This window comes from Mesorhizobium sp. B2-3-11, from assembly GCF_006442215.1.
GTDB lineage: Bacteria > Pseudomonadota > Alphaproteobacteria > Rhizobiales > Rhizobiaceae > Mesorhizobium > Mesorhizobium salmacidum.
Genome location: NZ_VFVS01000004.1, coordinates 241,020 through 264,590 on the forward strand (window position 1 = coordinate 241,020; position 23,571 = coordinate 264,590).

The 23,571-nt window shown below is 62.5% G+C and carries 23 protein-coding genes, 1 other RNA gene and 2 pseudogenes; 8 read left to right on the forward strand and 18 right to left on the reverse strand.

The window, feature by feature from the left end; all coding sequences use genetic code 11:
- Positions 1 to 21: 21 nt before the first annotated feature.
- The gene (locus FJ960_RS08480) at positions 22 to 345 is read right to left on the reverse strand and encodes a helix-turn-helix domain-containing protein (protein ID WP_140713252.1); all 324 of its coding nucleotides are present in this window, start codon (positions 343 to 345) and stop codon (positions 22 to 24) included.
- 51 nt (positions 346 to 396) lie between these two features.
- On the opposite strand from FJ960_RS08480, the gene FJ960_RS08485 reads away from it, so the two are divergent.
- The 3 genes and pseudogenes from FJ960_RS08485 (at position 397) to FJ960_RS08495 (ending at position 1,744) form a co-directional block, all read left to right on the forward strand.
- Entirely contained in the window at positions 397 to 879 is a 483-nt protein-coding gene (locus FJ960_RS08485) for an SRPBCC domain-containing protein (protein ID WP_140713094.1), read from the forward strand.
- Between the two features lie 16 nt (positions 880 to 895).
- Positions 896 to 1,253: pseudogene (locus tag FJ960_RS08490) on the forward strand (hypothetical protein).
- A 25-nt stretch (positions 1,254 to 1,278) separates the two neighbouring features.
- Positions 1,279 to 1,744, forward strand: a pseudogene (locus FJ960_RS08495) (SRPBCC family protein).
- 125 nt (positions 1,745 to 1,869) lie between these two features.
- On the opposite strand, the gene FJ960_RS08500 reads toward FJ960_RS08495, so the two are convergent.
- The 4 genes from FJ960_RS08500 to ssrS all read right to left on the reverse strand — a co-directional run bounded on the left by FJ960_RS08500 (position 1,870) and on the right by ssrS (position 4,433).
- Positions 1,870 to 2,637 carry a TerC family protein gene (locus FJ960_RS08500; protein WP_027141763.1) on the reverse strand — a complete coding sequence of 256 codons (768 nt, stop codon included), beginning with the start codon at positions 2,635 to 2,637 and terminating at the stop codon, positions 1,870 to 1,872.
- A 68-nt stretch (positions 2,638 to 2,705) separates the two neighbouring features.
- Entirely contained in the window at positions 2,706 to 3,530 is an 825-nt protein-coding gene (locus FJ960_RS08505) for a YmdB family metallophosphoesterase (RefSeq protein WP_140713096.1), read from the reverse strand.
- Positions 3,531 to 3,593: 63 nt separating this feature from the next.
- Positions 3,594 to 4,181 (reverse strand): 5-formyltetrahydrofolate cyclo-ligase, encoded by a 588-nt coding sequence (locus FJ960_RS08510; protein ID WP_140713254.1) that lies wholly within the window; start codon positions 4,179 to 4,181, stop codon positions 3,594 to 3,596.
- Between the two features lie 96 nt (positions 4,182 to 4,277).
- A non-coding RNA gene (gene ssrS / locus FJ960_RS08515) (6S RNA) lies at positions 4,278 to 4,433 on the reverse strand.
- A 145-nt stretch (positions 4,434 to 4,578) separates the two neighbouring features.
- Here ssrS and FJ960_RS08520 point away from each other — a divergent pair.
- The 5 genes from FJ960_RS08520 (at position 4,579) to msrB (ending at position 8,487) form a co-directional block, all read left to right on the forward strand.
- Positions 4,579 to 5,418 (forward strand): MoxR family ATPase, encoded by an 840-nt coding sequence (locus FJ960_RS08520; RefSeq protein WP_140713098.1) that lies wholly within the window; start codon positions 4,579 to 4,581, stop codon positions 5,416 to 5,418.
- 92 nt (positions 5,419 to 5,510) lie between these two features.
- The gene (locus tag FJ960_RS08525) at positions 5,511 to 5,957 is read left to right on the forward strand and encodes a GNAT family N-acetyltransferase (protein WP_140713100.1); all 447 of its coding nucleotides are present in this window, start codon (positions 5,511 to 5,513) and stop codon (positions 5,955 to 5,957) included.
- A 6-nt stretch (positions 5,958 to 5,963) separates the two neighbouring features.
- A complete protein-coding gene (locus FJ960_RS08530) occupies positions 5,964 to 7,154 on the forward strand; it encodes a VWA domain-containing protein (RefSeq protein ID WP_140713102.1) in 1,191 nt (396 codons plus the stop codon).
- A gap of 18 nt (positions 7,155 to 7,172) precedes the next feature.
- Entirely contained in the window at positions 7,173 to 7,970 is a 798-nt protein-coding gene (locus tag FJ960_RS08535) for an MBL fold metallo-hydrolase (RefSeq protein ID WP_140713104.1), read from the forward strand.
- Positions 7,971 to 8,082: 112 nt separating this feature from the next.
- A complete protein-coding gene (gene msrB / locus FJ960_RS08540; RefSeq protein WP_140713106.1) occupies positions 8,083 to 8,487 on the forward strand; it encodes a peptide-methionine (R)-S-oxide reductase MsrB in 405 nt (134 codons plus the stop codon).
- 62 nt (positions 8,488 to 8,549) lie between these two features.
- Here the strand turns inward: msrB and FJ960_RS08545 are convergent, their stop codons facing one another.
- From FJ960_RS08545 to FJ960_RS08605, 13 genes are all read right to left on the reverse strand, one after another.
- Complete coding sequence (locus tag FJ960_RS08545) at positions 8,550 to 8,849, reverse strand: hypothetical protein (RefSeq protein ID WP_140713108.1); 300 nt, start codon at positions 8,847 to 8,849, stop codon at positions 8,550 to 8,552.
- Positions 8,846 to 9,289 (reverse strand): hypothetical protein, encoded by a 444-nt coding sequence (locus tag FJ960_RS08550; protein WP_140509910.1) that lies wholly within the window; start codon positions 9,287 to 9,289, stop codon positions 8,846 to 8,848. Before FJ960_RS08550 ends, FJ960_RS08545 begins: the two co-directional genes overlap by 4 nt.
- Positions 9,290 to 9,485: 196 nt before the next feature.
- A complete protein-coding gene (locus FJ960_RS08555; RefSeq protein ID WP_015315223.1) occupies positions 9,486 to 9,746 on the reverse strand; it encodes a DUF2312 domain-containing protein in 261 nt (86 codons plus the stop codon).
- Between the two features lie 158 nt (positions 9,747 to 9,904).
- Positions 9,905 to 13,363 carry a pyruvate carboxylase gene (pyc, locus tag FJ960_RS08560; RefSeq protein WP_140713110.1) on the reverse strand — a complete coding sequence of 1,153 codons (3,459 nt, stop codon included), beginning with the start codon at positions 13,361 to 13,363 and terminating at the stop codon, positions 9,905 to 9,907.
- A gap of 284 nt (positions 13,364 to 13,647) precedes the next feature.
- Positions 13,648 to 14,766 carry a branched-chain amino acid ABC transporter substrate-binding protein gene (locus FJ960_RS08565; protein WP_140713112.1) on the reverse strand — a complete coding sequence of 373 codons (1,119 nt, stop codon included), beginning with the start codon at positions 14,764 to 14,766 and terminating at the stop codon, positions 13,648 to 13,650.
- A 137-nt stretch (positions 14,767 to 14,903) separates the two neighbouring features.
- Positions 14,904 to 15,251 carry a DUF6867 family protein gene (locus tag FJ960_RS08570; RefSeq protein ID WP_140509916.1) on the reverse strand — a complete coding sequence of 116 codons (348 nt, stop codon included), beginning with the start codon at positions 15,249 to 15,251 and terminating at the stop codon, positions 14,904 to 14,906.
- Positions 15,252 to 15,267: 16 nt separating this feature from the next.
- The gene (locus tag FJ960_RS08575) at positions 15,268 to 15,996 is read right to left on the reverse strand and encodes an ABC transporter ATP-binding protein (protein WP_140713256.1); all 729 of its coding nucleotides are present in this window, start codon (positions 15,994 to 15,996) and stop codon (positions 15,268 to 15,270) included.
- Positions 15,996 to 17,468, reverse strand: coding sequence for an ATP-binding cassette domain-containing protein (locus FJ960_RS08580; protein ID WP_140713114.1), 1,473 nt, complete (start codon positions 17,466 to 17,468; stop codon positions 15,996 to 15,998). The genes FJ960_RS08575 and FJ960_RS08580 overlap by 1 nt, the downstream gene beginning before the upstream one ends.
- Positions 17,468 to 19,063: a high-affinity branched-chain amino acid ABC transporter permease LivM gene (livM, locus tag FJ960_RS08585; protein WP_140713116.1), complete on the reverse strand. Its 1,596-nt coding sequence runs from the start codon at positions 19,061 to 19,063 to the stop codon at positions 17,468 to 17,470. The genes FJ960_RS08580 and livM overlap by 1 nt, the downstream gene beginning before the upstream one ends.
- A 4-nt stretch (positions 19,064 to 19,067) precedes the next feature.
- A complete protein-coding gene (locus FJ960_RS08590; RefSeq protein WP_015315217.1) occupies positions 19,068 to 19,970 on the reverse strand; it encodes a branched-chain amino acid ABC transporter permease in 903 nt (300 codons plus the stop codon).
- 334 nt (positions 19,971 to 20,304) lie between these two features.
- A complete protein-coding gene (locus FJ960_RS08595) occupies positions 20,305 to 21,306 on the reverse strand; it encodes a 4-hydroxyproline epimerase (RefSeq protein ID WP_140713118.1) in 1,002 nt (333 codons plus the stop codon).
- A 14-nt stretch (positions 21,307 to 21,320) separates the two neighbouring features.
- Positions 21,321 to 22,634, reverse strand: a complete 1,314-nt coding sequence (locus FJ960_RS08600) for an FAD-dependent oxidoreductase (protein ID WP_181174181.1) — start codon at positions 22,632 to 22,634, stop codon at positions 21,321 to 21,323.
- A 39-nt stretch (positions 22,635 to 22,673) separates the two neighbouring features.
- Positions 22,674 to 23,567, reverse strand: coding sequence for a dihydrodipicolinate synthase family protein (locus FJ960_RS08605; protein WP_140509925.1), 894 nt, complete (start codon positions 23,565 to 23,567; stop codon positions 22,674 to 22,676).
- Between the last annotated feature and the right edge of the window lie 4 nt (positions 23,568 to 23,571).

Consider the following 23,571-nt stretch of genomic DNA (forward strand, 5'->3'; position numbering starts at 1 on the left):
CTGCGGCGATCCCGGCCGTGCCTATGCTTCTAGATCGGACTTCAGCCGGTCGATGATGCTGAGCGCATGACCGGCATACTGGCTGATCCAGCGGTCGTGGATTTGCTTGATCGGCAGCGCGTTGAGATGGTTCCAGCGCTCGCGCCCATCACGACGCGCAACGATCAGATCTGCCTCCTCCAGCACCTTGAGATGGAGCATGACGGTGCAGCGGTCGATGTCGGGAAAGGCATTGCACAGCATCCCGGTGGTCCTGGGCTCGTCTTTCAGCCGATCCAGCATTTCGCGCCGGCGCGGATGCGCCAGCGCCTTGAAAACATCGTCGTCCTGCGATCGGCTTGACATGTTATGTTTATATAACATATCGTTGTTGCGATCAAGCAAGGAGCTGTGGATATGTCTCTTGGATTCAGGGTTTCAGGGCGCATCGGTAAACCGGTCGCCGAAGTCTTCGACGCGGTCGTCAATCCGAAGAAGCTCAGCGGTTATTTCACCACCATCGGCGGCGCCAGCGCGCCATTGGTTGCCGGTTCGCGTGTCGTCTGGTGGGGCAAGGTGCCGGTCGAGGTCGACGAAGTGGCCAAGGACAGCCACATCGTGTTGCGCTGGGATGCTACCGACGCCGACGGCAAGCCCGCCTACAAGACCCGCATCGAGATGAATTTCGAGCCGCTCGACGATGGCGGCACCTTCGTCACCATCGCCGAGAGCGGCTGGCAGGAAGGCGCGGTCGGCCTGAAGAAGTCCTACCTGAATTGCGAGGGCTGGTCGCAGATGCTGGCCTGTATGAAGGCCTATGTCGAATACGGCATCAATCTGCGCGACGGTTATTACCGCAGCGAGATGAAGGGCGAGCCCGCCAGCGAAAACAACATTTAAAAAACGGAACCCAGCCATGACCGCGAAGATCACCGGCGGCATCAACATCGCCATGAAGGTGCCATCGCACCAGTACGAAGCGACGGTCGCCTTCTAACGTCGTCGGCCTCAAGCCGTTCACCACCAAGGCGCCGGCCATCGGCTTCGAACTTGGGCCTGTCAGGCTGTGGATCGACGAAGCGCCGATGATGAGCCAAGCCGAGATCTGGCTGGAGCTTTTCACGCAGGATTTTCCGGGCGCCGCGGATCATCTGGCCAAGGCGGGCGTTGTGCGTTGCGATGCCATTGAGCCATTGGGCTTGGGTTTCCGAGGTGGCTGGATCACCAATCCGGCCAACATCATTCACATGGTACGCGAACCCGACGCCTGGTGAGCGCGTATTCGAAAAGGAGATCGCCATGGAAATCCGTGAAACACCGACCGCCGAAGCCGCCATGCTGATCCGGCGGCCGGTCGCTGATGTTTTCGAAGCCATCGTCGACCCGGCGATCGACCCAATTCTGGTTCACCCACGGCAGCGGCCGGCTTGATGGCGGCAAGCCGGTTCAGTGGGAGTGGCGCATGTATGGCGTCTCGACGACCGTCGATGTCAGCGAGATCGTCAGGGACAAGAAGATCGTCATGACGTGGAGCGATCCGCCGACCACGGTGGTCTGGACCTTCACCGAAATGCCTGGGGAGGCGACCTTCCTCGAAGTCCACAATTTCGGCTTTGCCGGCAAGGGCGACGAGCAGGTGAAACAAGCGGTCGGCTCAACCGGCGGCTTTGCACTTGTCCTCGCCGGCGCCAAGGCCTGGCTGGAACAGGGCCTGACGCTGGGCCTGATCGCCGACCGCCACCCGAAGGGCGCTCCGGGGCATTAAATCAATTCCGAACGCAAAAGTGCGAAGCGCTTTTGCGTTCGGAATTGCGTAAAGCAAAGAGATAGCGCATTGGAGGCGATCCTGTTCTCGCCGGAAATGCCGAGGCTCGCCCGATCCGGTCGGTCTCAGTGCCCGTCGCCGGATTTCGCTTTCTTGCGCCGTCGCGCCAGCATGTTGAGTCCCTCGACCAGCGCCGAAAAACCCATCGCGGCGTAGATGTAGCCCTTGGGCACATGGTAGCCCATGCCGTCGGCGATCAGTGTCATGCCGATCATCAGCAGGAAGCCCAGCGCCAGCATGACGATGCTCGGGTTCTTGGCGATGAAGTCCGCCAGCGGTCCGGCGGCAAGCATCATCGCCGTGACGGCCACGATGACCGCGATGTACATGATGGCGATCTCGTCGGTCATGCCGACGGCGGTGATGATGGAATCGATAGAGAAGACGAGGTCGAGCAGCAGGATCTGGAAGATCGCGCCGGCAAGCGAGATCTTGAGCGTTTCGCCCAGCATCGTGTCCTGATGGTCGTCGGGATCGACCGTGTGGTGGATTTCCTTGGTCGCCTTCCACACCAGGAACAGGCCGCCTGCGATCAGGATCAGGTCGCGCCAGGAGAAGCCGTGGCCTAAGGCCGTGAACACCGGCGTCGTCAGCTGGACGATGATGGAAATGGTGGCAAGCAGCACCAGGCGCATGATCAGCGCGGCCGAGATGCCAAGGCGGCGCGCACGAGCCCTCTGCTCCACCGGCAGCTTGTTGGTCAGGATGGAGATGAAGATCAGATTGTCGATGCCGAGCACGATCTCGAGCACCACCAGCGTCAGCAACGCGACCCAGGCGGTCGGGTCGGAAACGAATTGAAAATGCGGCGCCAGGAATTCGATAAGCTGCATGGAGGTCGTCCCCTACGATCTAGAGCAGTGTCGCCGGCAATTGGGTATTGCGAACGCTTATATCAATGTCACGACCAGAAGGAGGGGGCCGTTTCCTCCAGCCGGGGGCCGCGACGAAACGGCGCGATCTTCTCGGTCAGCCCGGTGCGGTCGGAAATATTCACGCCGACCCCGCACAATGTCGCCGGGCCGATCGCCGCTTCGAAACGGCCTTTCGGCACCTTCGACAGGAACCGGTTGAGCGGTTCTTCCTTGTCCATGCCAAGCGAGGAATCGTAGTCACCGCACATGCCGGCATCCGACAGGTAGCCGGTGCCGCCATTGAGTATCTGGTGATCGGCGGTGGGCTGGTGCGTGTGGGTGCCGACGACCAGGCTGGCACGGCCGTCGACAAAATGCGCGAAGCACATCTTTTCCGAGGTTGCCTCGGCGTGGAAGTCGATCACCACCGCATCCGCCTGCTCGCCGAGCGGACAGGCCGCAAGCTCGCGTTCGCCGGCCTGGAACGGATCATCGAGCTCGGGATGCATGAATACCCGGCCCATGATGTTGGCGACCAGCACACGCGCGCCGCTCCTGGCGATATAGACGCCGGAGCCGCGCCCTGGCGTGCCTTTGGGAAAATTGGAGGGCCGCAGGAAACGCTGCTCGCGCGGCGCGAAGGCCAGCGCGTCGCGCTGGTCCCAGACATGGTTGCCGGTGGTCACGACATCGCAGCCCGCCGCGATCGTCTCGCGAAAAATCTCTTCGGTGATGCCGAAGCCGCCGGCGGCGTTCTCGCCGTTGACGATGACGAAATCGAGTTTGAAGTCGGAGATCAGGCCAGGCAGTTGTTCCCACACCGCGGTGCGGCCCGTCTTACCGACCATGTCCCCCAGGAAGAGAAGTCTCATCTATGCCTGATCCCGAAAAGTTGCATGACTTTTCGGCAAAGATCATGCGTTTCAAAGAACTATCTACAATTTTGGTGCAAAGCGGCGCAACCCGCTCTCGGTGAGTATTTCCGCGATGACCACGTCATGGGGTTCGTCCGGAACTTGCGAAACTTCTTGGCAGTCGAAGGCGATGCCGACCAGCCGGGGCGCATGCCCCTTGTCGACGAGCTTCCCGATCGCGCGATCGTAATAGCCCGCGCCATAACCGATGCGGTGGCCGCGCGAGTCGAAGGCGGCGAGCGGCACCAGCATGACCGAGGGGTCGAGAACTTCGGCCTCCGCGTGCGGTCCGACCGTGCCAAAGCCCATGTCGACCATCGGCGCGCCACGCACCAGCTCGCGAAAGACGATGGTGGTCTTGTCGAGAATGGCGGGCAGGCAGAGCCGTGCGCCCTTCTCGCGCAAGGCGAACATCAATGGCCTGACATCCACCTCCGAGCGCATTGGCCAGAAACCGGAGACGATCTGACCGGACCCGACCTCCAGACGGTCGCGCGCCGTCTCCGCCATTTCGAGCGCGGCCTCGACCCGCCAGAATTCATCAAGCGCGTCGCGGCGGGCGAGTGCCTCGAGGCGCAGCCGTTTTTTAAGGTCTTTGGGAGAGGTCATGCGGCCAAGGTAGAAAAGGTCAGAACTGTGTGAGGTCTCAAGAGCGACGTTTTCCACCGCATCATCCACCGCGATGCGTGGACGCCTTGCGACAAGTGGCGATCCACACAACCGGTGGAGAGGTCGATCCCGGGTGCCTACAAAGTAGGTGGGCGCCGTATGAGAAAACCCACGGGTCTTCCCAGGGACAGCTCCCTAAGGATCATTAAGGCCCCGGGGAAAAGTGTCTCCTGCCGGGAAGCGCAGACCGCCTCCGCCAATATAGGCCGATGGTGGCCCATGCGCCAGAGAGACGGTGCTCTTTCCGCGCCGATTTGGCATCATCGCCGTTGCAAACCCGCCCTTGCGCGGACCAGAGGGCCTCCTTACGGTCCCCGGAACGAACCAAGGAGCAAAAATGCGTTTCGAAGGCACGGCGGCCTACGTCGCCGACAAGGATCTGATGGTGGCGGTCAACGCGGCGATCGCGCTGGAGCGGCCGTTGCTGGTCAAGGGCGAGCCCGGCACCGGCAAGACGGAACTTGCCCGCCAGGTGGCGGCGGCAATCGGCCTCGACCTCATCGAATGGCATGTCAAATCGACGACACGGGCGCAGCAAGGTCTTTACGAGTACGATGCCGTGTCGCGGCTGCGCGACAGCCAGCTCGGCGATCTCAGGTTCAACCACATCAAGAACTACATCAAGCGCGGCAAGCTTTGGGAGGCATTCGCGGCCGGCAAGAAGGTCGTGCTTCTGATCGACGAGATCGACAAGGCCGACATCGAGTTCCCCAACGACCTGCTGCAGGAACTCGACCGGATGGAGTTCTTCGTCTACGAGACCGGTGAGACCATCCGCGCTGCGGTGCGGCCGATCGTCATCATCACTTCCAACAACGAGAAGGAACTGCCGGACGCCTTCCTGCGCCGCTGCTTCTTCCACTATATCCGCTTTCCCGATGTCGACACGCTGCACAGGATCGTTGATGTCCACTACCCAGGCATCAAGCAGAACCTGGTGCGCGCGGCGCTCACCCAATTCTACGAAATCCGTGACGTGCCGGGGCTGAAGAAAAAGCCGTCGACATCGGAGGCGTTGGACTGGATCCGCCTGCTGGTCGCTGACGACATCGCGCCAGAGGACTTGCGCGCCGACGCCAAGAACGCGCTGCCCAAGCTGCACGGCGCCCTGCTGAAGAACGAACAGGACGTGCACCTGTTCGAGCGGCTGGCCTTCATGGCCAGACGGCAGCAATAGGACCGCAGCGATAGCGCTTTCCTCGGCTGTGGACCGTTGCCGCCGGCCGAAGAGCACGTCAGCTTCGGCCGGAACCCTTCGGAGGAGATAAAATGTCTGAGATTGTTGTCCGCCCGCTCGCGCAATCCGACCACGCCGACTGGCGCCGCTTGTGGACCGACTATCTGACCTTCTACGAAACCACGCTGCCGGAAGAGGTCTACGCCGTCACCTGGAAACGGCTGTTCACCGAAGGCGAGTTCGAGCCGAAGGGTTTTATCGCTACCCTCGACGGCAAGGCGGTCGGCCTCACCCATTATCTCTACCACCGCTCCGGCTGGTCGGAAAAAAACAACTGCTACCTGCAGGACCTGTTCGCCGACCCGCAAGTGCGCGGCAAGGGCATCGGTGCCGCCCTGATCAAGGCCGTCAAGGATGAGGCAGCCAAGATTGGCGTGAAGAACGTCTATTGGATGACGCACGAGACCAACACCACCGCGCGCAAGCTCTACGACCGCGTCGCGCGCCGCACCGGCTTTATCGAGTATGATTTGCTGTAACCGGCCATGTTCATCCCCTTCTTCCTCGAACTGAAGGCAGCGCGTGTTCCCGTTTCGCTCAGGGAATACCTCTCTCTGCTGGAAGGGCTGAAAGCCGGACTGGTCGACTATGATGTCGAGGGATTTTACTATCTTGCCCGCGCCGCCCTGGTGAAGGACGAGCGCCATATCGACCGCTTCGACCAGGTGTTCGCGCATGTCTTCAAGGGCATCGAGGCGCTGGGTGGCCCGGATGCCGTCAATGTCGCCGACATTCCCGAGGAATGGCTGCGCCGGCTCGCCGAGAAACACCTGACCGAAGAGGAGAAAAAACTGGTCGAGGCGCTTGGCGGCTTCGACAAGCTGATGGAGACGCTGAAGCAGCGGCTCGAGGAACAAAAAGGCCGCCACCAGGGCGGTTCGAAATGGATCGGCACCGGCGGCACCTCGCCCTTCGGCGCCTATGGCTACAACCCCGAAGGCGTCCGCATCGGCCAGCATGAAAGCCGCAACCGCCGGGCGGTGAAGGTCTGGGACAAGCGCGAGTTCAGGAATTTCGACGATGCCATCGAACTCGGCACCCGCAACATCAAGGTCGCGCTGAAGCGGCTGCGCCGCTGGGTGCGCGAAGGCGCTGAGGAGGAGTTCGACCTGCCCGGCACCATCCACGCCACCGCCGAGCATGGCTATCTCGACGTCAAGACGCGTCCCGAGCGCCGCAATGCCGTGAAGCTCCTGATGTTCTTCGATGTCGGCGGCTCGATGGACGACCATATCAAAAGCGTCGAGGAACTGTTTTCGGCCGCCCGCGCCGAATTCCGCCAGCTCGAATATTTCTATTTCCACAACTGCATCTACGAAGGCGTGTGGAAGGACAATCGCCGCCGCCATGCCGAGGTGATTCCGACCTTCGACCTCCTCCACAAATATGGTCCGGACTATAAGGTCATCGTCGTCGGCGATGCCTCGATGAGCCCATACGAGATCGCCCACCCCGGCGGCTCGGTGGAACACTGGAACCACGAGGCCGGAACCGTTTGGCTCGGCCGGCTGCTGCGGCAATGGCCGAACGCGGTGTGGCTTAACCCCGAGAGCGAAAAGAACTGGGGCTTTACCCATTCGATCGCGATGATCCGTGACATCTTCGGCGGCCGCATGTTTCCGCTGACACTGGCCGGCCTCGAAGGTGCTACGAAGCAGCTTTCAAGAAAGCACTGAAGGACCACGGGAGATCAGATGACCTGCTTCCTCTGCTTGCAGTGCGGCGTCCAGTTCGCGGCGACGGAAACGCCACCGCGACACTGCCCGATTTGCGAGGACGAACGGCAGTATGTGCGCTGGGAGGGCCAGGCCTGGACCACGCCGCAACAACTCGCCGCCGCGCATCGGCTGGTGATGAAGGACGACGCCGGCGTGCTCGCGTTTGGCATCGAGCCGCGGTTCGCCATCGGCCAGCGGGCGCTGCTGGCGCAAACGCCGCACGGCAATGTGCTATGGGACTGCATCTCGATGGTAAGCGACGAGGCGGTGGCGGAGATCAACCGCCGCGGCGGCCTTGCCGCGATCGCCATCTCGCACTGCCATTACTATTCGGTGATGGTCGAATGGAGCGAGGCGTTTGGCGGCGTGCCGATCTATCTCCATGCCGACGACCGGCAATGGATCATGCGGCCGCATCGCTCGATCGTCAGTTGGCAAGGCGAGACGCTGGCCATCAACCCGTCGCTGACACTCATCCGCTGCGGCGGCCACTTTGCCGGCGGCCAGGTGCTGCACTGGAAACGCGACGGTGCCGATGCCCTGCTGACCGGCGACATCCTGCAGGTGACGCCGACACGCCGCCATGTCAGCTTCATGTACAGCTATCCGAACCAGATCCCGCTCAATGCTGCCGCCATACACCGCATCGCGGCAGCCCTTGCGCCGTTCGCCTTCGACGACATCTACGGCGCATGGTGGAACCAGAACATCATCAGCGATGCGAAGACGGCGCTGGCCGCCTCCGTCACGCGCTATCTCGCGGCGATCGCCTGAGGAATTCCAGGTGGTCCGCTCGAAAATGCGGGCAAATGCCGTAACAAACGCCTATCTTGTTGCGAATATCCGGTTGCAACCAAGAACGAGCCGCCAAGGCTGAGGAGATCAAATGGACACCCACATCTACCCCGTAACCCGCACCGACGCCGAATGGCGCGCCCGGCTGACGCCGGAGCAATACGCGGTCATGCGCAACCATGGCACCGAGCGGCCGGGGAGCTGCGCCCTGCTCTATGAGAAGCGTGCCGGCACTTTTTCCTGCGTTGGCTGCGACCAGCCGCTGTTCCAATCCACGCTGAAGTTCGAGAGCGGCACCGGCTGGCCGAGCTTCAACGATCCTGTTCCGGGCTCGGTCGAGAACACGGTCGACCGCAGCTACGGCATGGTCCGTACCGAATGCCACTGCTCTCGTTGCGGCAGCCATCTCGGCCATGTCTTCGAGGACGGCCCGCCGCCGACCGGCCTGCGCTACTGCATCAATGGCGTGGCGCTGAAATTCGAGCCCGCGGCCTGAACAGGCGTCATCATTTCTCGCGAAGGGCGGCTCTGGCCGCCCTTTTCGTACGGGTCGCCTCGTCAGACGACGATCGTGGCGATCAGCCAGAGCGCTGATCCCAGCATGAAGAGCGAAGCCCTGGCACCGCCGGCCTTCTCAGCCGTGCGCCAGACCGCCAAAGTCAGGAAGACGTTGTAGGGCACCGGTGCAAAATGCACCGCCAGGACAAGACCGAGCGGCATCTTCAACCCAAGCAGGATCAGCGCCGCAGCAGACGACGCAATATTGATCACGGTCCCGACAAGCATCATGTCACGCCAGAACAGCCGGTCGACCGGCACCTCGCCAAGCCAACGCGAGCGGAAGAAATCCGCGATCACTTACCCTGCCCAAGCACTTCGGTTACGGCGCGCTCGACCCGTGAGCATTCCGTGACCAGCCAGTCGGTCATGGCAGGCCAGTTGTCCTCGGGAAAGCAATTGACCCGCCACATCGAATTGATGCCGAGGCCTTCGCAGCTTTGTTCCGGCCTGAGTTTCAGCCTGTCTTCGATCGCCGGCCGGAACGGCTCCAGCCGCGACCAGCTTTGCGTGGCGCCGAACTTCTCGTTGCGGCCGAAGAAGACGCCGACATGGTTCTGCGCCGGCGCGACATACATGGAAAGGACCAGTGCGAAGTCGGGCAGCCCGCGCTGCCAGAACCAGGGTCCGCGCCGCGCCAGCCGGGCCCTTTCTTCCGGATGCCGTTCGGCAAACAGCGACCAGAAGCCGCGATGGCGGAATTCCGAGGCGCGACGGCCGCCGAAGTCGAATTCGCTCATGGTTAGATGCCGCTCCAGCATCACCCGGGTTAAGACCGTTGCTGAGCCTTGGCTAGAGCCTGTTTCGAAATTCGCTCTGGTGAGTCATGTGATGGTGGTTTCGAGAGCCGTAGCGCAGCGGACATTGGTCCGTGAGCAACGGAAGCGCAGAAAACGCCATCGGATGGCCGCCAGAGTAGAATTTCCAAACAGGCTCTTAGACCATGCCAAGCGCGGCCATGTACAGATCGAGAATGGCATCCTCCTCCTGGCGCTCGGCCTGGTCCTTCTTGCGCAACCGGATGATGGTGCGGATTGCCTTGGTGTCGAAACCGGTGCCCTTGGCCTCGGCGAAAACTTCCTTGATGTCGTCGGAAATCGTCTTCTTTTCTTCCTCGAGCCGCTCGATGCGTTCGATCAAGGCACGCAGCTGGCCGGCGGCAACAGTCTGGCTGGTCTCGGTGATATCGTCGGCCATGTTTTCTCCAAAATCGGTTCCGCGCCGCGACTCGGGGAACGTGCCGCGGCGAATTTCAGCGGTTCGATGCCCGACCCAGGCCGGCGGGTCAAGCCGTTATCGAACAGCTCGCCAAGCCTCCGCCAGAAGCCGACAGCCTGCTCGTTCCTTGCGAGCTCTCAGTTGAACGCGATCAGCAGATCCTTCGCATCGATCTGGTCGCCGGCCTTGACCAGCACCTCGGCAACCGTACCGTCGCGCTCGGCGTGCAACGCCGTCTCCATCTTCATCGCTTCGATGGAGAGCAGCACGTCGCCGGCCTTGACCGCCTGGCCGGCGGCGACCGCAAGCGCCGAAACCACACCCGGCATCGGCGCCCCGACATGCGCCTCGTTGCCGGGCTCCGCCTTGCGGCGCGCCTTGGCTGCCGAGGCACCATGCGCACGGTCGGGCACCTTCACACGCCGCGGCTGGCCGTTGAGCTCGAAGAACACGGTGACCATGCCCTTCTCATCGACATCGCCGAACGCCTGGCAGCGCACGACCAAGGTCTTGCCCCTTTCGATATCGACGAAAATCTCGTCTTCCGATTTCATGCCATAGAAATAGGTCGGCGTCGGCAGAACGCTGACCGGGCCGTAGGTTTCCTGCGCGGCGACGAAGTCGGAAAACACTTTCGGATACATCAGCCACGAGGCGAACTCGTATTCCGACAGCTTGCGCTCGAGCTTGTCCTCGATCTCCTTGCGGCTCTTCTCGAGGTCGGCCGGCTTCAGCAACGAACCAGGCCGCGCCGTGATCGGCTTGTCGCCTTTCAGTGCCTTCTTCTGCAGCACCCGCGGCCAACCGCCCGGGGACTGGCCGAGGTCGCCGCGCAGCATCGAGACGACCGAGTCCGGGAAGGCGATGTCGCGGGCCGGGTTCTCGACATCGGCAACGGTCAGGTCCTGGCTCACCATCATCAGCGCCATGTCGCCGACGACCTTCGAGGACGGCGTCACCTTGACGATGTCGCCGAACATCAGATTGACGTCGTGATAGGTCTGCGCCACTTCGTGCCAGCGTGTCTCCAGCCCCAGCGAACGGGCCTGTTCCTTCAAATTGGTAAACTGCCCGCCCGGCATTTCGTGCAGGTAGACCTCGGAAGCCGGACCTTTCAGGTCGCTCTCGAAGGCAGCATATTGGTTGCGAACGGCTTCCCAGTAGAACGAGATCTTGCGGATCCACTGCGGGTCGAGGCCCGGATCACGTTCTGTGCCCTTCAGTGCTTCCACGATCGAACCGAGACATGGCTGCGACGTATTGCCGGAGAAGGCGTCCATCGCCGCGTCGATGGCGTCGACACCGCTTTCCACCGCCGCCAGCACGGTTGCCGCCGACAGACCCGATGTGTCGTGGGTGTGAAAATGGATCGGCAGGTCGGTCGCCTCGCGCAGCGCCTTGAACAGCACGCGGGCGGCACTCGGCTTCAACAGGCCGGCCATGTCCTTGACCGCGATGATATGGGCGCCGGCTGCCTGCAATTCGCTGGCGAGCCCAACATAATATTTGAGGTCGTACTTGGCCCGCGCCGGATCGAGGATGTCGCCGGTATAGCACATCGCCGCTTCGATCAGCTTGCCCTCGGCGCCCACGGCGTCCATGGCGACGCGCATGTTCTCGACCCAGTTCAAGCAGTCGAAGACACGGAAGAGGTCGATGCCGCCGCTTGCCGCCTGCTTGACGAAATGCTGCACGACATTGTCGGCATAATTGGTGTAGCCGACGCCGTTGGCGCCGCGCAGCAGCATCTGCAGCAACAGGTTGGGGGCTGCTTCCCGCACCAGCGACAGCCGCTCCCACGGATCCTCGGTGAGGAAGCGCATGGCGACGTCGAAAGTGGCGCCGCCCCAGCATTCGAGCGACAAAAGCTGCGGCAGGGCGCGCGCATAGGTGCCGGCGATCCCGGCAATGTCATGCGTGCGCACGCGGGTGGCGAGCAGCGACTGGTGGCCGTCGCGCATCGTCGTGTCGGTGACCAGCACTTCCTTCTGCTCACGCATCCAGGCGGCGAACTTCTCCGGCCCGAGCACGTCGAGCTTCTGCTTGCTGCCGCTCGGCACATTGCCGTTGAGATAGGGCACTACGGGCGGCGCCGCGTCGGCCTTTGGCGTCGGCCGCCCGCGCGTCTCGGGATGGCCGTTGACGCTGACGTCGGCCAGATAGTTGAGCAGCTTGGTGGCGCGGTCCTGGCGCTTGACCTGCTGGAACAGCTCCGGCGTCGTGTCGATGAACCTCGTCGTATAGGAATTGTCGGCGAAGCTCGGATGATTGATGATCGCTTCGAGGAAAGTGAGGTTGGTGGCGACGCCGCGGATGCGGAACTCGCGCAAGGCGCGGTTCATGCGGGCGATCGTCTCTGCCGGCGTCGGCGCCCAGGCCGTGACCTTCTCCAGCAGCGGATCGTAGAAGCGGGTGATGACCGCGCCGGAATAGGCCGTGCCGCCGTCGAGGCGGATGCCGAAGCCGGTGGCGCCGCGATAGGCGGTGATGCGGCCGTAGTCCGGAATGAAATTGTGTTCGGGGTCTTCGGTGGTGATGCGGCACTGCAAGGCATGGCCGTTCAGCCGGATGTCCCTCTGCGCCGGTACGCCCGATTCCGGCGTGCCGATGGCGAAGCCGTCGAGGATATGGATCTGCGCCTTCACGATGTCGATGCCGGTCACCATCTCGGTGACGGTGTGCTCGACCTGGATGCGCGGATTGACCTCGATGAAGTAGAATTTGCCGGTATCGGCGTCCTGCAGGAATTCGACGGTGCCGGCGCCGATATAGCTGGTCTCGCGCGCGATTTTCAGCGCGTAGCCGCAAAGCTCCTGGCGCAGGTCCTCGCTGAGATAGGGCGCCGGCGCGCGCTCGACGACCTTCTGGTTGCGGCGCTGGATCGAGCAGTCGCGCTCGAACAGGTGCACGGCATTGCCGTGTGTGTCGCCAAGCACTTGCACTTCGACATGGCGAGCGCGCTCGATCAGCTTTTCGAGATAGACCTCGTCCTTGCCGAAGGCGGCTTTCGCCTCGCGCTTGCCTTCCATGACCTCGCGAGCGAGATCGGCCTCGGAACGGATGGCGCGCATGCCACGGCCACCGCCACCCCACGAAGCCTTCAGCATGACCGGATAGCCGACCGTCTTGGCGAGTTCCTTGACCGCCTCCAAATCGTCCGGCAACGGATCGGTGGCCGGCACCACCGGCACGCCGACCTCGATGGCGAGGTTGCGCGCGGCGACCTTGTTGCCCAGCCGGCGCATCGTGTCGGGCTTCGGTCCGATGAAGGTGATGCCTGCTTGCGCGCAGGCCTCAGCGAATTCGGGGCTTTCCGACAGCAGCCCGTAGCCGGGGTGGATGGCATCGGCGCCCGAAAGCCTGGCGACGCGGATCACCTCCTCGATCGACAGATAGCTCTCGATCGGCCCCATGTCCTTGCTGAGGTGCGGTCCGCGCCCGACCTGGTAACTTTCATCGGCCTTGAAGCGGTGCAGCGAATATTTGTCCTCCTCGGCCCAGATCGCCACGGTTTTGAGGCCCAACTCATTGGCCGCGCGAAAGACGCGGATCGCGATTTCTGACCGGTTGGCGACGAGGATCTTCGTGATGGCCAAGGCCTGGGCTCCAGCAGCGGAAGGGACGGGAAATCGAGGCAATGATTAACGTGAAAATGCTGCAGTGCAAACAAAATCGACGCCGGTTTAAACCGATTTAAATCAATTATCCGGCCAACACTCGCACGCATTCGTTCGAACGGACGGAACAATGGCGACAATTTCGATCCTGGATGCGATGTTCCCAACCAAGGAGAACCGACGGGGATGTCACCGTTGCCGGCGCGTCAAAGAAAATGCCCGGCGCGAGGCGCCGGGCATCGTTGGTTTCGGATCCGAATGAATTACGACTTCGGGAACCAGGAATACTTCCCGTCGTCCTTCTTCTTCCATTCGTACATGATGTAGCCTGGCAGCTTCGGATCGCCCTTGGCGTCATAGGCGAGGTCGCCCAGAACGGAGGGGAACGGCCCGTTTTCATGCATCGCCTTGGCGACGGCCTGCGGATCGTTCGTCTTGGCGGCGGCGGCCGCCTCGGCGACCACCTGCACGGCGGCATAGGCGTAGAGCGTGTAGGCTTCCGGCTCGAAACCCTGCGCGCGGAATTTCTCGACGAGTTCCTTGTTGGCCGGGATCAGCCGCGGGTCGGGGCCGAACGTGTTGAGCGTGCCGGCCACGGCGTCGCCCGCGATGGCGGCGAGTTCGTCCGTCACAATGCCGTCACCCGACATCATCGGCGCCTTGAGGCCCTGGTCCGCGGACTGACGGATGATCAGGCCGGCTTCGGTGTGCAGGCCACCCCAGTAGATCAGGGTGACGCCGGCTTCCTTCATCTTGGCGATCAGCGCCGAGAAGTCCTTATCGCCGACATTGACGCCTTCATACATCACTTCCTTGACGCCCGCGGCGTTCATCGCCTTCTTGGTTTCGTCCGCGAGGCCCTGGCCATAAGGGGTCTTGTCATGGATCACGGCAACCTTGGCATCCTTGAAGTTCGCCGCGATATAGGCGCCGGCGATGCTGCCCTGCTGGTCGTCGCGTCCGCAGGTACGGAACACATTCCACAGGCCGCGCTCGGTGAATTTCGGGTTGGTTGCGGCCGGCGTGATTTCGACGATGTTGTTTTCAGCGTAGACTTCCGAGGCCGGGATCGACACGCCCGAGTTGAAGTGGCCGATCACAAACTTGACGCCGTCGCCGACGAACTTGTTGGCGACCGAGATGCCCTGCTTCGGATCGGAGACGTCGTCGCCGACTTCGAGCTTGATCTGCTCGCCATTGATGCCGCCCTTGGCATTGATATCGGCGACCGCCGCTTCGGCGCCCTTCTGCAGCTGTGCGCCGAAGGCCGCGTTCGGACCGGTGATCGGACCGGCAACGCCGAACATTACATCAGCCCACGCGTTGCCGCCGAACGCGACGAGCGCGGTCAGGGCCACGGCGGACAAAAGTGACTTTTTCATTTAAACGCTCCCATTAACGGAGTGGGCGTGAATGAAGCTTTCATGCGATGCCCACCCTTATCGCAGAAAGCATAGTTTGCCGATTTTCAGGCACTTGTCACGCCGATTCATCCCTGACGCGGCGCTAATGATGAACGTCAACCTTTCGGTTTCCAGCTCAAGATGGAAGCTCTTTCATAGAGCCAATTATACTGGGTGACCATCTGGTTGGTTCGTGTGTATTGATAGCCGACGAAGCCCAGTATCATCAGCACGATGGTATCGACGATATAGTAATGCAGCGAGAACATCGTGCCGTCGAACAGCGCATGATGGATGAAACGGATACCGATGCCGAGGCCGAGCATATAGGCGAACAGCTGGATGAAGCTGCGCCATGTCTGGGCACTGGCCTTGCCGGTCATCCAGGCCGCCCAGCCGCCGAGCAGGCAGGTGACGAAGAAGAACTGCCAGATCGACGGTTCCTCGTAGAGAATGCCTTGCATGGGAAGTCTCCTGAACTCAGTGATGTCCGCCTTCGAGATAGGCGGCGCGCACTTCCGGATTGGCGAGCAGTTCCTTGCCGGTGCCGCTCATCGTCACATTGCCGTTGACCATGACATAGCCGCGCGTGGCGAGCTTGAGCGCGCCGAACGCGTTCTGCTCGACTAGGAACACGGTCAGCCCTTGGGTGCGGTTCAATTCGCGGATGGCATCGAAGATCTGCTTGACGATCAGCGGCGCCAGACCCAGCGACGGCTCGTCGAGCAGAAGCAGTTTCGGCCGCGCCATCAGTGCGCGTCCGATCGACAGCATCTGCTGTTCGCCGCCCGACAAGGTCCCGCCACGCTGGGCGATGCGCTCCTTCAGTCTGGGGAACAGCGTGAACACCTTCTCGACGTCCTCGCCATAGTATTTGAGGTTATCGAGGCTGGCGCCCATCTGCAGGTTTTCCATCACCGTCATGCGCGGGAAGATGCGTCGGCCCTCGGGTGACTGTGCGATGCGCATGCGTGCGATTTCGTGCGTCGGCAACTGGGTAATATCGGCTCCGGCGAAGGTGATGGTGCCCGTGCGGGCCCGCGGAGCCCCGAAGATGGTCATCATCAGCGTCGACTTGCCGGCGCCGTTGGCGCCGATCAGCGCCACGATTTCACCTTGCTTGACGGTGACGTTGACACCGTTCAGCGCACGGATGTTGCCGTAATAGGTCTCCACGCCCTTGATATCGAGCAGCGTTGTCGTGCCCATCACTTGCCCCCTCCACGCTTGCCCTGAACGGGCTTGCCTGTGCCCGCGGCCTTGCCGGAAGCATGACTTGTCGCCACCTTGCCCGCATCGACGCGGCGCGAGAATTGCGTATCCTTGCCCTGACCGAGCAGCTTCGCCTGCTTGACCCATTCCTCACGCGCGATGCGTCCGTCAAAGGCGAGATAGGCCTCGACCGCCTCGACATCGGCCTTCTTCCAGGCGCCGATCTGGTCGAAGTGGAAGATGCCGTGTTCGTTGAGCTTCTTCTCGTTGACCGTCCCGATGCCCTTGATGCGCGTCAGATTGTCTGCCTTGCCGCCACGGGGGGCAGCGAGCCGGTTCGAAACGCCTTCGGCCTTCGCGGCAGGCGCCTTGGCGGCCGTTTTCCTTGGTGCCGCTTTCTTCGGCGCGGGCTTGGCTGGCGCCGGTGCGACAGGCCTGCTTGCCACGGTGGCGGCGCGGGCGTCGACCTGCGCTGCCTTCGAAGCGCCCTTCGACACGGTCACCCGCTCGCCTTCGCTATGGCCGACGGTGTCGCTCACCGGCCCGGCAAGATACGACGACGACGTCCCCGGGCCATGCGCCGAGTCGGGACCGATATCGAGCTGTTCGATGACGTCCTCGTCACCGACTTCGGTGAGCGCGGTCTCGACCTCCTCGTCGTCGACGCCGAGATAGGCGGCGATGACACGCGGGTCGGTGCGCACCGACTGCGGATTGCCGTCGGAGATCTTGCGGCCATATTCGAGCACCACGACGTGGTCGGAAATCTGCATGACCACCGACATGTCGTGCTCGATCAGCAGGATCGAGGTGCCGGTCGTGTGCTTGATGTCCATCAGCAGTTCGTTCAGCGCCGCCGATTCCTTCGGGTTGAGGCCGGCCGCCGGTTCGTCGAGGCACAGAAGCTCCGGACCGGTGCACATGGCGCGCGCAATCTCGAGCCGCCGCTGCGCGCCGTAGGGCAAGTCGCCGGCCGGATCGTCGGCGCGATCGACGAGATCGGCCTTTTCCAGCCAGTGCTTGGCAAGCTCCACCGATTCGGCCGAGGCCTTGCGGTAGCCGCTGAAGCCGAACAGGCCCAGGATCGTGTAGCCCGAAGCCTTCATCAGCTTGTTATGCTGGGCGACGAGCAGGTTCTCCAGCAGCGTCATCCCCGAGAACAGGCGGATGTTCTGGAAGGTCCGCGCCACCTTGGCGCGCGCCGGGATCTCATGGTTGGGCAGCCGTTCCAGCAAGTAGCTGGAACCATCGGCCCGGTTGAGCGTGATCATGCCCTCCGACGGTTTGTAAAAGCCGGTGATGCAGTTGAACACGGTGGTCTTGCCGGCGCCGTTGGGGCCGATCAGCGCGGTGATTTCGCCGCGCCTGGCGGTGAAGGACAGGTCGCCGATGGCGACCAAGCCGCCGAACTTCATCGACAGGTGATCGACCTGCAGGATGGCATCGTTCATTTGCGTGGTCGCATTCATCAGCCGTGGCCCTCCTTGGTGAAGGAGCCTGAGACAGCTCTTCGTTCCTTGAGGAAGGCTGTCGGTTCACGGCTGCCGACGAAGCCGCGGGGCTTCCACAGCATGACGATGACCATGGCCATGCCGAACAGAAGCATGCGGTAGAGTTCCGGTGTGAAATCGGGCCCGAAGACCTGCTTGAGGAAGTCGAGTTCGCGCAGCGCCTCGGTGCCGCCGATCATCACCATCGCGGCGACGGCGATGCCGACCAGCGAGCCCATGCCGCCGAGCACGACGATGGCGAGGATAATGGCCGATTCCAGGAAGACGAAGGATTCGGGGCTGACGAAACCTTGCCGCGCGGCGAAGAACGAACCGGCGAAGCCGCCGAACATGGCGCCGGTGGCAAAGGCCGTCAGCTTGGTGGTGGTGGTGTTGATACCGAGCGAGCGGCAGGCGATCTCGTCCTCACGCAAGGCTTCCCAGGCGCGGCCGACCGGCAGGCGCCGCAGCCGGATGGTGACGAAGGCGGTTAGCAGGCAGAGCCCAAGGATCAGGTAGTAGAGGAAGATCTTGTAGTAGGCGCTGGACGTGGCGATGTTCAGCACCTTGGCGATGTAATTCGGGTCCGACACGTTGAACGACATCAAGCCGAAGAAGCTGACCTTGGGAATGCCGGAGATGCCGGCCGACCCATTGGTGACCTCGCGCCAGTTGATCAGCACGAGGCGGATAATCTCGCCGAAGGCGAGCGTCACGATCGCCAGATAGTCGCCGCGCAGGCGCAGCACGGGAAAACCGAGCAGCACCCCCCAGAGCGCGGCCATGGCGCCCGCGGCGGGCAACAGTATCCAGAACGACAGGCCGAAATGCGTGGCGAGAAGCGCATAGGCATAGGCGCCAAGCGCATAAAAAGCGACGTAGCCGAGATCGAGCAGACCGGCGAGGCCGACGACGATGTTCAGTCCCCAGGCCAGCATCACATAGATCAAGATCTGGATGCCGAAATTATCGACCCATTTCAACGAACCCTGCAACCCGGTGGCGACCGACCAGGCGTTGAGTGACAGCACCGCGACGACGAGGATCGGGTACAGCACCAATGCCGAGATGCCCAATTTGGTGAAGTTGGCATGGATGAAGGCGCGGAAGTAATAGATCACGCAGGCCAGCACATAGATGACCGTCAGGGCACGCAGGAATTGCAGGTAGCCGGCCGGTTCTGCCCCAACCCATCCGGCAAGAGAGCTGTTGAACACGAACAGCAGCACCATGGCGACGACCGCTCCGATGAAGGTCGGCAGGGTGAAGAAGCGGGATGCCACACTTGCCGGCATGAGCCCCGTGGCGACATCGGCGATCTTCTGGTTAGCCATGAAGGGCTGGCCGTAGGCGACATAGAGGAAACGCCCGACGGCCGTGGCGATCACCACCGCGGCAAGCAGGCCCCAGCGCTGCACCACGACCAGTTCGTTGGAAATGTTCTGGTCGGTCCTGAGGCCGATGAACAGCACGAACAGGCCAAGCGCTATCGCGCCGGCATAGAAGGCCTCGCGCAGCGCGCGCTGCATGGGGCTGGCGACGAGGTCGCGCTCTGGAGATACGGTCACGGCCATTGTCTCAGACCTTTTCGACTTCTGGCCGGCCCAAGATGCCGGAAGGCAGGAAGATCAGCACGATCGCCAGGATTGAGAAGGCGGCGACGTCCTTGTAGTCGATCGAGAAATAGGCCGACCACATGCTCTCGATGAAGCCGATGAGGAGACCGCCCAGCACGGCACCTGGCAATGAGCCGATGCCGCCAAGAACTGCCGCCGTGAAAGCTTTTACCCCGGGCGTAAAGCCGTCCGAGAAGGCGATGACGCCGTAATACATCAGGAACAGCGTGCCGGCGACGGCGGCAAGGGCTGCGCCCATGATGAAGGTGATCGAGATGGTGCGATCGACGTCGATGCCGAGCAGTGCGGCCATCTTGCGGTCCTGCTCGCAGGCGCGTTGCGCCCGGCCGAGCGAGGTCTTGTTGACCAGGTACCAGAACAGCGCCAGAAGCAAAGCGGTGACGATGACGATGATGATCTGCTTCAGCGACACGCTGACGCCGTTGATGTTGTAGACCTGGCTGACCATCGGCGGGATCGGCTTGTTGCGCGGGCCTTGCGTCACCTGGACGAAGTTCGACAGCGCGATCGACATGCCGATGGCGGTGATCAGCGGGGCCAGCCGGAACGAACCGCGCAGCGGCCGGTAGGCCACCTTCTCGATCGTCCAGTTGTAGAGGCTGGTGAGCAGCATCGCCACGATCATCATGACCAGCAGCGCGATGACCACGGGCACCGAATAAAACAGCGCGCCGAGGATGAGGAAGACGATCAGTGCCGTGAAGGCGCCCACCATGAAGATATCGCCATGGGCGAAATTGATCATGCCGATGATGCCGTAGACCATCGTGTAGCCGATTGCGATCAGCCCATAGATCGATCCCAGCGTCAGCCCATTGATAAGCTGCTGGACAAAATACTGCATGTGTACATGGCTCCCCTGGAATGTCGCCCATGCAGACGCATTCCTTTTCGTATTTCCCCTAGTCGTAAAGTTTCGAGCCCGGATTGCAACGTGATTTTTTTGACCGCTCCGCGTGGTTCCAAGTCACGTCTTCCCGATCGCTCGTTTTTCGCACCCAGCCCCTGGACTATCGCGGACCCTATCATTGGCATAACGCAATGTCTTTGACGATTGCGCCGCATCATGCGCTCCGTTTCGAAGAAATCACCGTCAAGATTAGGTGATGAGAAGAATCGTTGCGCTCCTGACATGGTTCGTTTTTCGTCACACTCCTTTCCGCAAGGTCAGGATTCTCCTACTTGACCACGAAACCATGCGCGAACGGGTCGCGGTCGTCGATGAAGATGGTGTTCAGTCCGGTCATGCGCGCCCAGCCGCCGATCGAGGGGATGATCGCCGGCTTGCCAGCCACGGTGACCTCTTTTTCGACCTTGCCCTTGAACAGCGAGCCGATGATCGATTCATGGACGAAGGCGTCGCCGGCCTTGAGCTTGCCCTTGGCATGAAGCTGCGCCATGCGCGCCGATGTGCCGGTGCCGCAGGGCGAGCGATCGATCGCCTTGTCGCCGTAGAAAACGGCATTGCGGGCATCGGCGCCCTCGACCGTCGGCTTGCCGGTCCACAGCATGTGCGACAACCCGGCGATGCCGGGGTTCTCCGGATGCACGAAGGAATACTTCTCGTTGAGCCGCTGCCGCACCACCGGGCTCCAGGCGATGAAGTCGCCGGCGGAATGGTCGGCCATATCGCGATAGTTCGCCTGCGGTTCGACGATGGCATAGAAATTGCCGCCATAGGCGACATCGACGATTATTTCACCCAGCCCTGGACATTCGACTGTCAGCCCTTCGGCATGGAGGAAGGACGACACATTGGTGATGCGCACCTCCTCGACATACTCGCCAACCTGCTTGTATTCGGCGATGACCAGGCCGGCCGGCGTGTCGAGCCTGAGCACACCCGGCGTCTTCGGCTTGATCAAGCCGTGCTCGATGGCCATCGTCACCGTGCCGATGGTGCCGTGGCCGCACATGGGCAGGCAACCGGACGTCTCGATGAACAGGATGGCGATGTCGCAATCCTCGCGTGTCGGCGGATAGAGGATCGAGCCGGACATCACGTCATGGCCGCGCGGCTCGAACATCAGGCCGGTGCGGATCCAGTCATATTCGGCGAGGAAATGCGCGCGCCGTTCCATCATCGTCGAGCCCTGCAGCAGCGGCCCGCCGCCGGCGACCAGCCGCACCGGGTTGCCGCAGGTGTGGCCGTCGATGCAGAAGAAGGATTTCTTGGCCATGTCGCTCCTCAAGATCAAAACCGTTGTGGGCTGAAGGGGGCCAGATCAACGGACGAAGTCTGCCCCAGAACGAATTCCCTGATCAACCGCCCGGTTGCCGCGGCCTGGGTCAGGCCGAGATGGCCGTGACCGAAGGCGTAGATCACCGACCGGCTTCGCGTCGCCCTGCCGATGACGGGCACCGAATCCGGCAGCGATGGCCGGAACCCCATCCATTCGCGTCCGCCCGAGGGATCGAGCCCCGGAAGGAATTTCTGCGCCTTCTGCAGGAGCGCTTTCGACCTGTTGAAATTGGGTGGCCGCTCGATGCCGCCAAGTTCCACGGCACCCCCGACGCGCAGGCCCGTTTCGAGCGGGGTGATGACGAAGCCATGACCGGAAAAGATCAGCTGCCGCGTCACGTCGAAAGCGCTCGTCGGCAGCGTCGTGTTGTAGCCGCGCTCGGTCTCCAGCGGAATGCGATCGCCGAGTTGCCGCGCCAGCAGGTGCGACCAGGCGCCCGCGGCAATGACGATGCGCCTGGCTTGTCTTGTCGAGCCATCGGCCAGCGTCAGTGTCGCACCATCCTGATTCGCGGCGACGCGGTCGATGCGGGCCATCTCGAAGCGGGCGCCTTTGGATTGCGCGTAAGCCCACACCGCCTTGCCGAGCAGTTTTGGATCGGCGACCGTCTTCCATCCCGGCACGAAGGTGCCCTTGACGAAGCGCGGTGACAACCCAGGCTGCAAGCCCGCGAGGTTCTCGCCCTCGACATGGCGGAAGCCGATGCCGAAGCGCTCGCGCGCCGCCCAGCCCGACAGTGAGGCGCGGAACTCGGCTTCGCTTTCGTAGAGCTCGAGCGAACCGTCCTCGCGCAGCATCGGCCGCGTGCCGGACCGATCGAGCAGACCCATCCATTCGGCCTCGGCAAGCTTCATCATGCCGGCCTGGGCCATCAGGCTCGCCTCGTATTTCCCCGGCGCGCCGGCGCGCCAGAACCGGATCAGCCAGGGCAGCAGCTTGGGCAAGTAGGCGGGCGGGATGCTGAGCGGGCCGAGTGGATCGGCCAGCCATTTCGGCAGCTGCCTGATCATGCCCTTGTGCGCCAGCGGCAGCACGTCGGAAAAAGCAAAGGCGGCGGCATTGCCTGAGCTCGTCTCCTCGCAGATGCCGGTGCGATCGAAGACCGTGACATCCAGCCCGGCCTCGGCGAGGAAGGCAGCCGCGCAAATGCCGATGATGCCGCCACCGACGATGGCAATGTCTTTCCCTTCTCCCCGTTCACGGTTAGAAGGCGCCCGAAGGGCGGGGCGGCGCCCCGCTTCTGTCGATTTGGTACTTCCTGTCACGTGGGCGCTGCCCTTCACCTGGCTGCCGGCACCTTCTCCTTAGAACTGTGGCAGTGTCGGCCGTACCGCCAGCGCATCCTTGACGATCTTCTCGACGGTCTTGCGGCGTTCGCCCGACAGCGGCATGCGGGGCATGCGGACGCGATCGTTGGTGTTGATGGCGAACACTTCGGCAAGCTTGATGTTCTGCACCAGATAGGTCGAGACATCGAGGTCGAGCAGCGGCCGGAACCAGCGGTAGATGGCGAGCGCCTCTTCGCGGCGGCCGTGCTTCATCAGCTGGTAGATGGCGACGGTCTCGCGCGGGAAAGCGGTGACCAGGCCGGCCACCCAGCCGATAGCACCGACGGACAGTGCCTCGAAGGCGAGGTTGTCGACACCGGTGAACAGGTCGTAGCGGCTGCCCAGGCGGTTGATGATCTCGGTCGAGCGGCGGATGTCGTCGGAAGATTCCTTGATGGCGACGAAGCGCTTGTCGGATGCCAGCTCCTCCATCTGGTCGACGGTGACGTCGACGCGGTAGGCAAGCCGGTTGGAATAGATCATGACCGGCAGGTCGCCGGCCTCGGCCACGGCGCGCAGGGCCGCCACCGTCTCTTCCGCGTTGGTGTGGTAAATCGGGCTCGGCACCACCATCAGTCCGTTGGCGCCTTCCTTGGCGGCGCGCCTGGCGATGCTGGTCGCCTCGCGGGTGCCGGCCTCGTTGACGGTCAGCAGCACCGGCTTCTTGCCTGCGATCTTCTGCGCGGTCTTCAGCACCTCGATCTTCTCGTCAGGCGACAGCATCGGCCCTTCGCCGAGCGAGCCGCAGACGATGATGCCGTCGCAGCCGGCCTCCATCTGCAAGCTGAAGCAACGCTCCATTTCGGCGTGGTCGAGCCGGTCGTCGGCGGTGAATTTGGTCGTGACGGCGGGGAAAACTCCGGTCCACATGGCT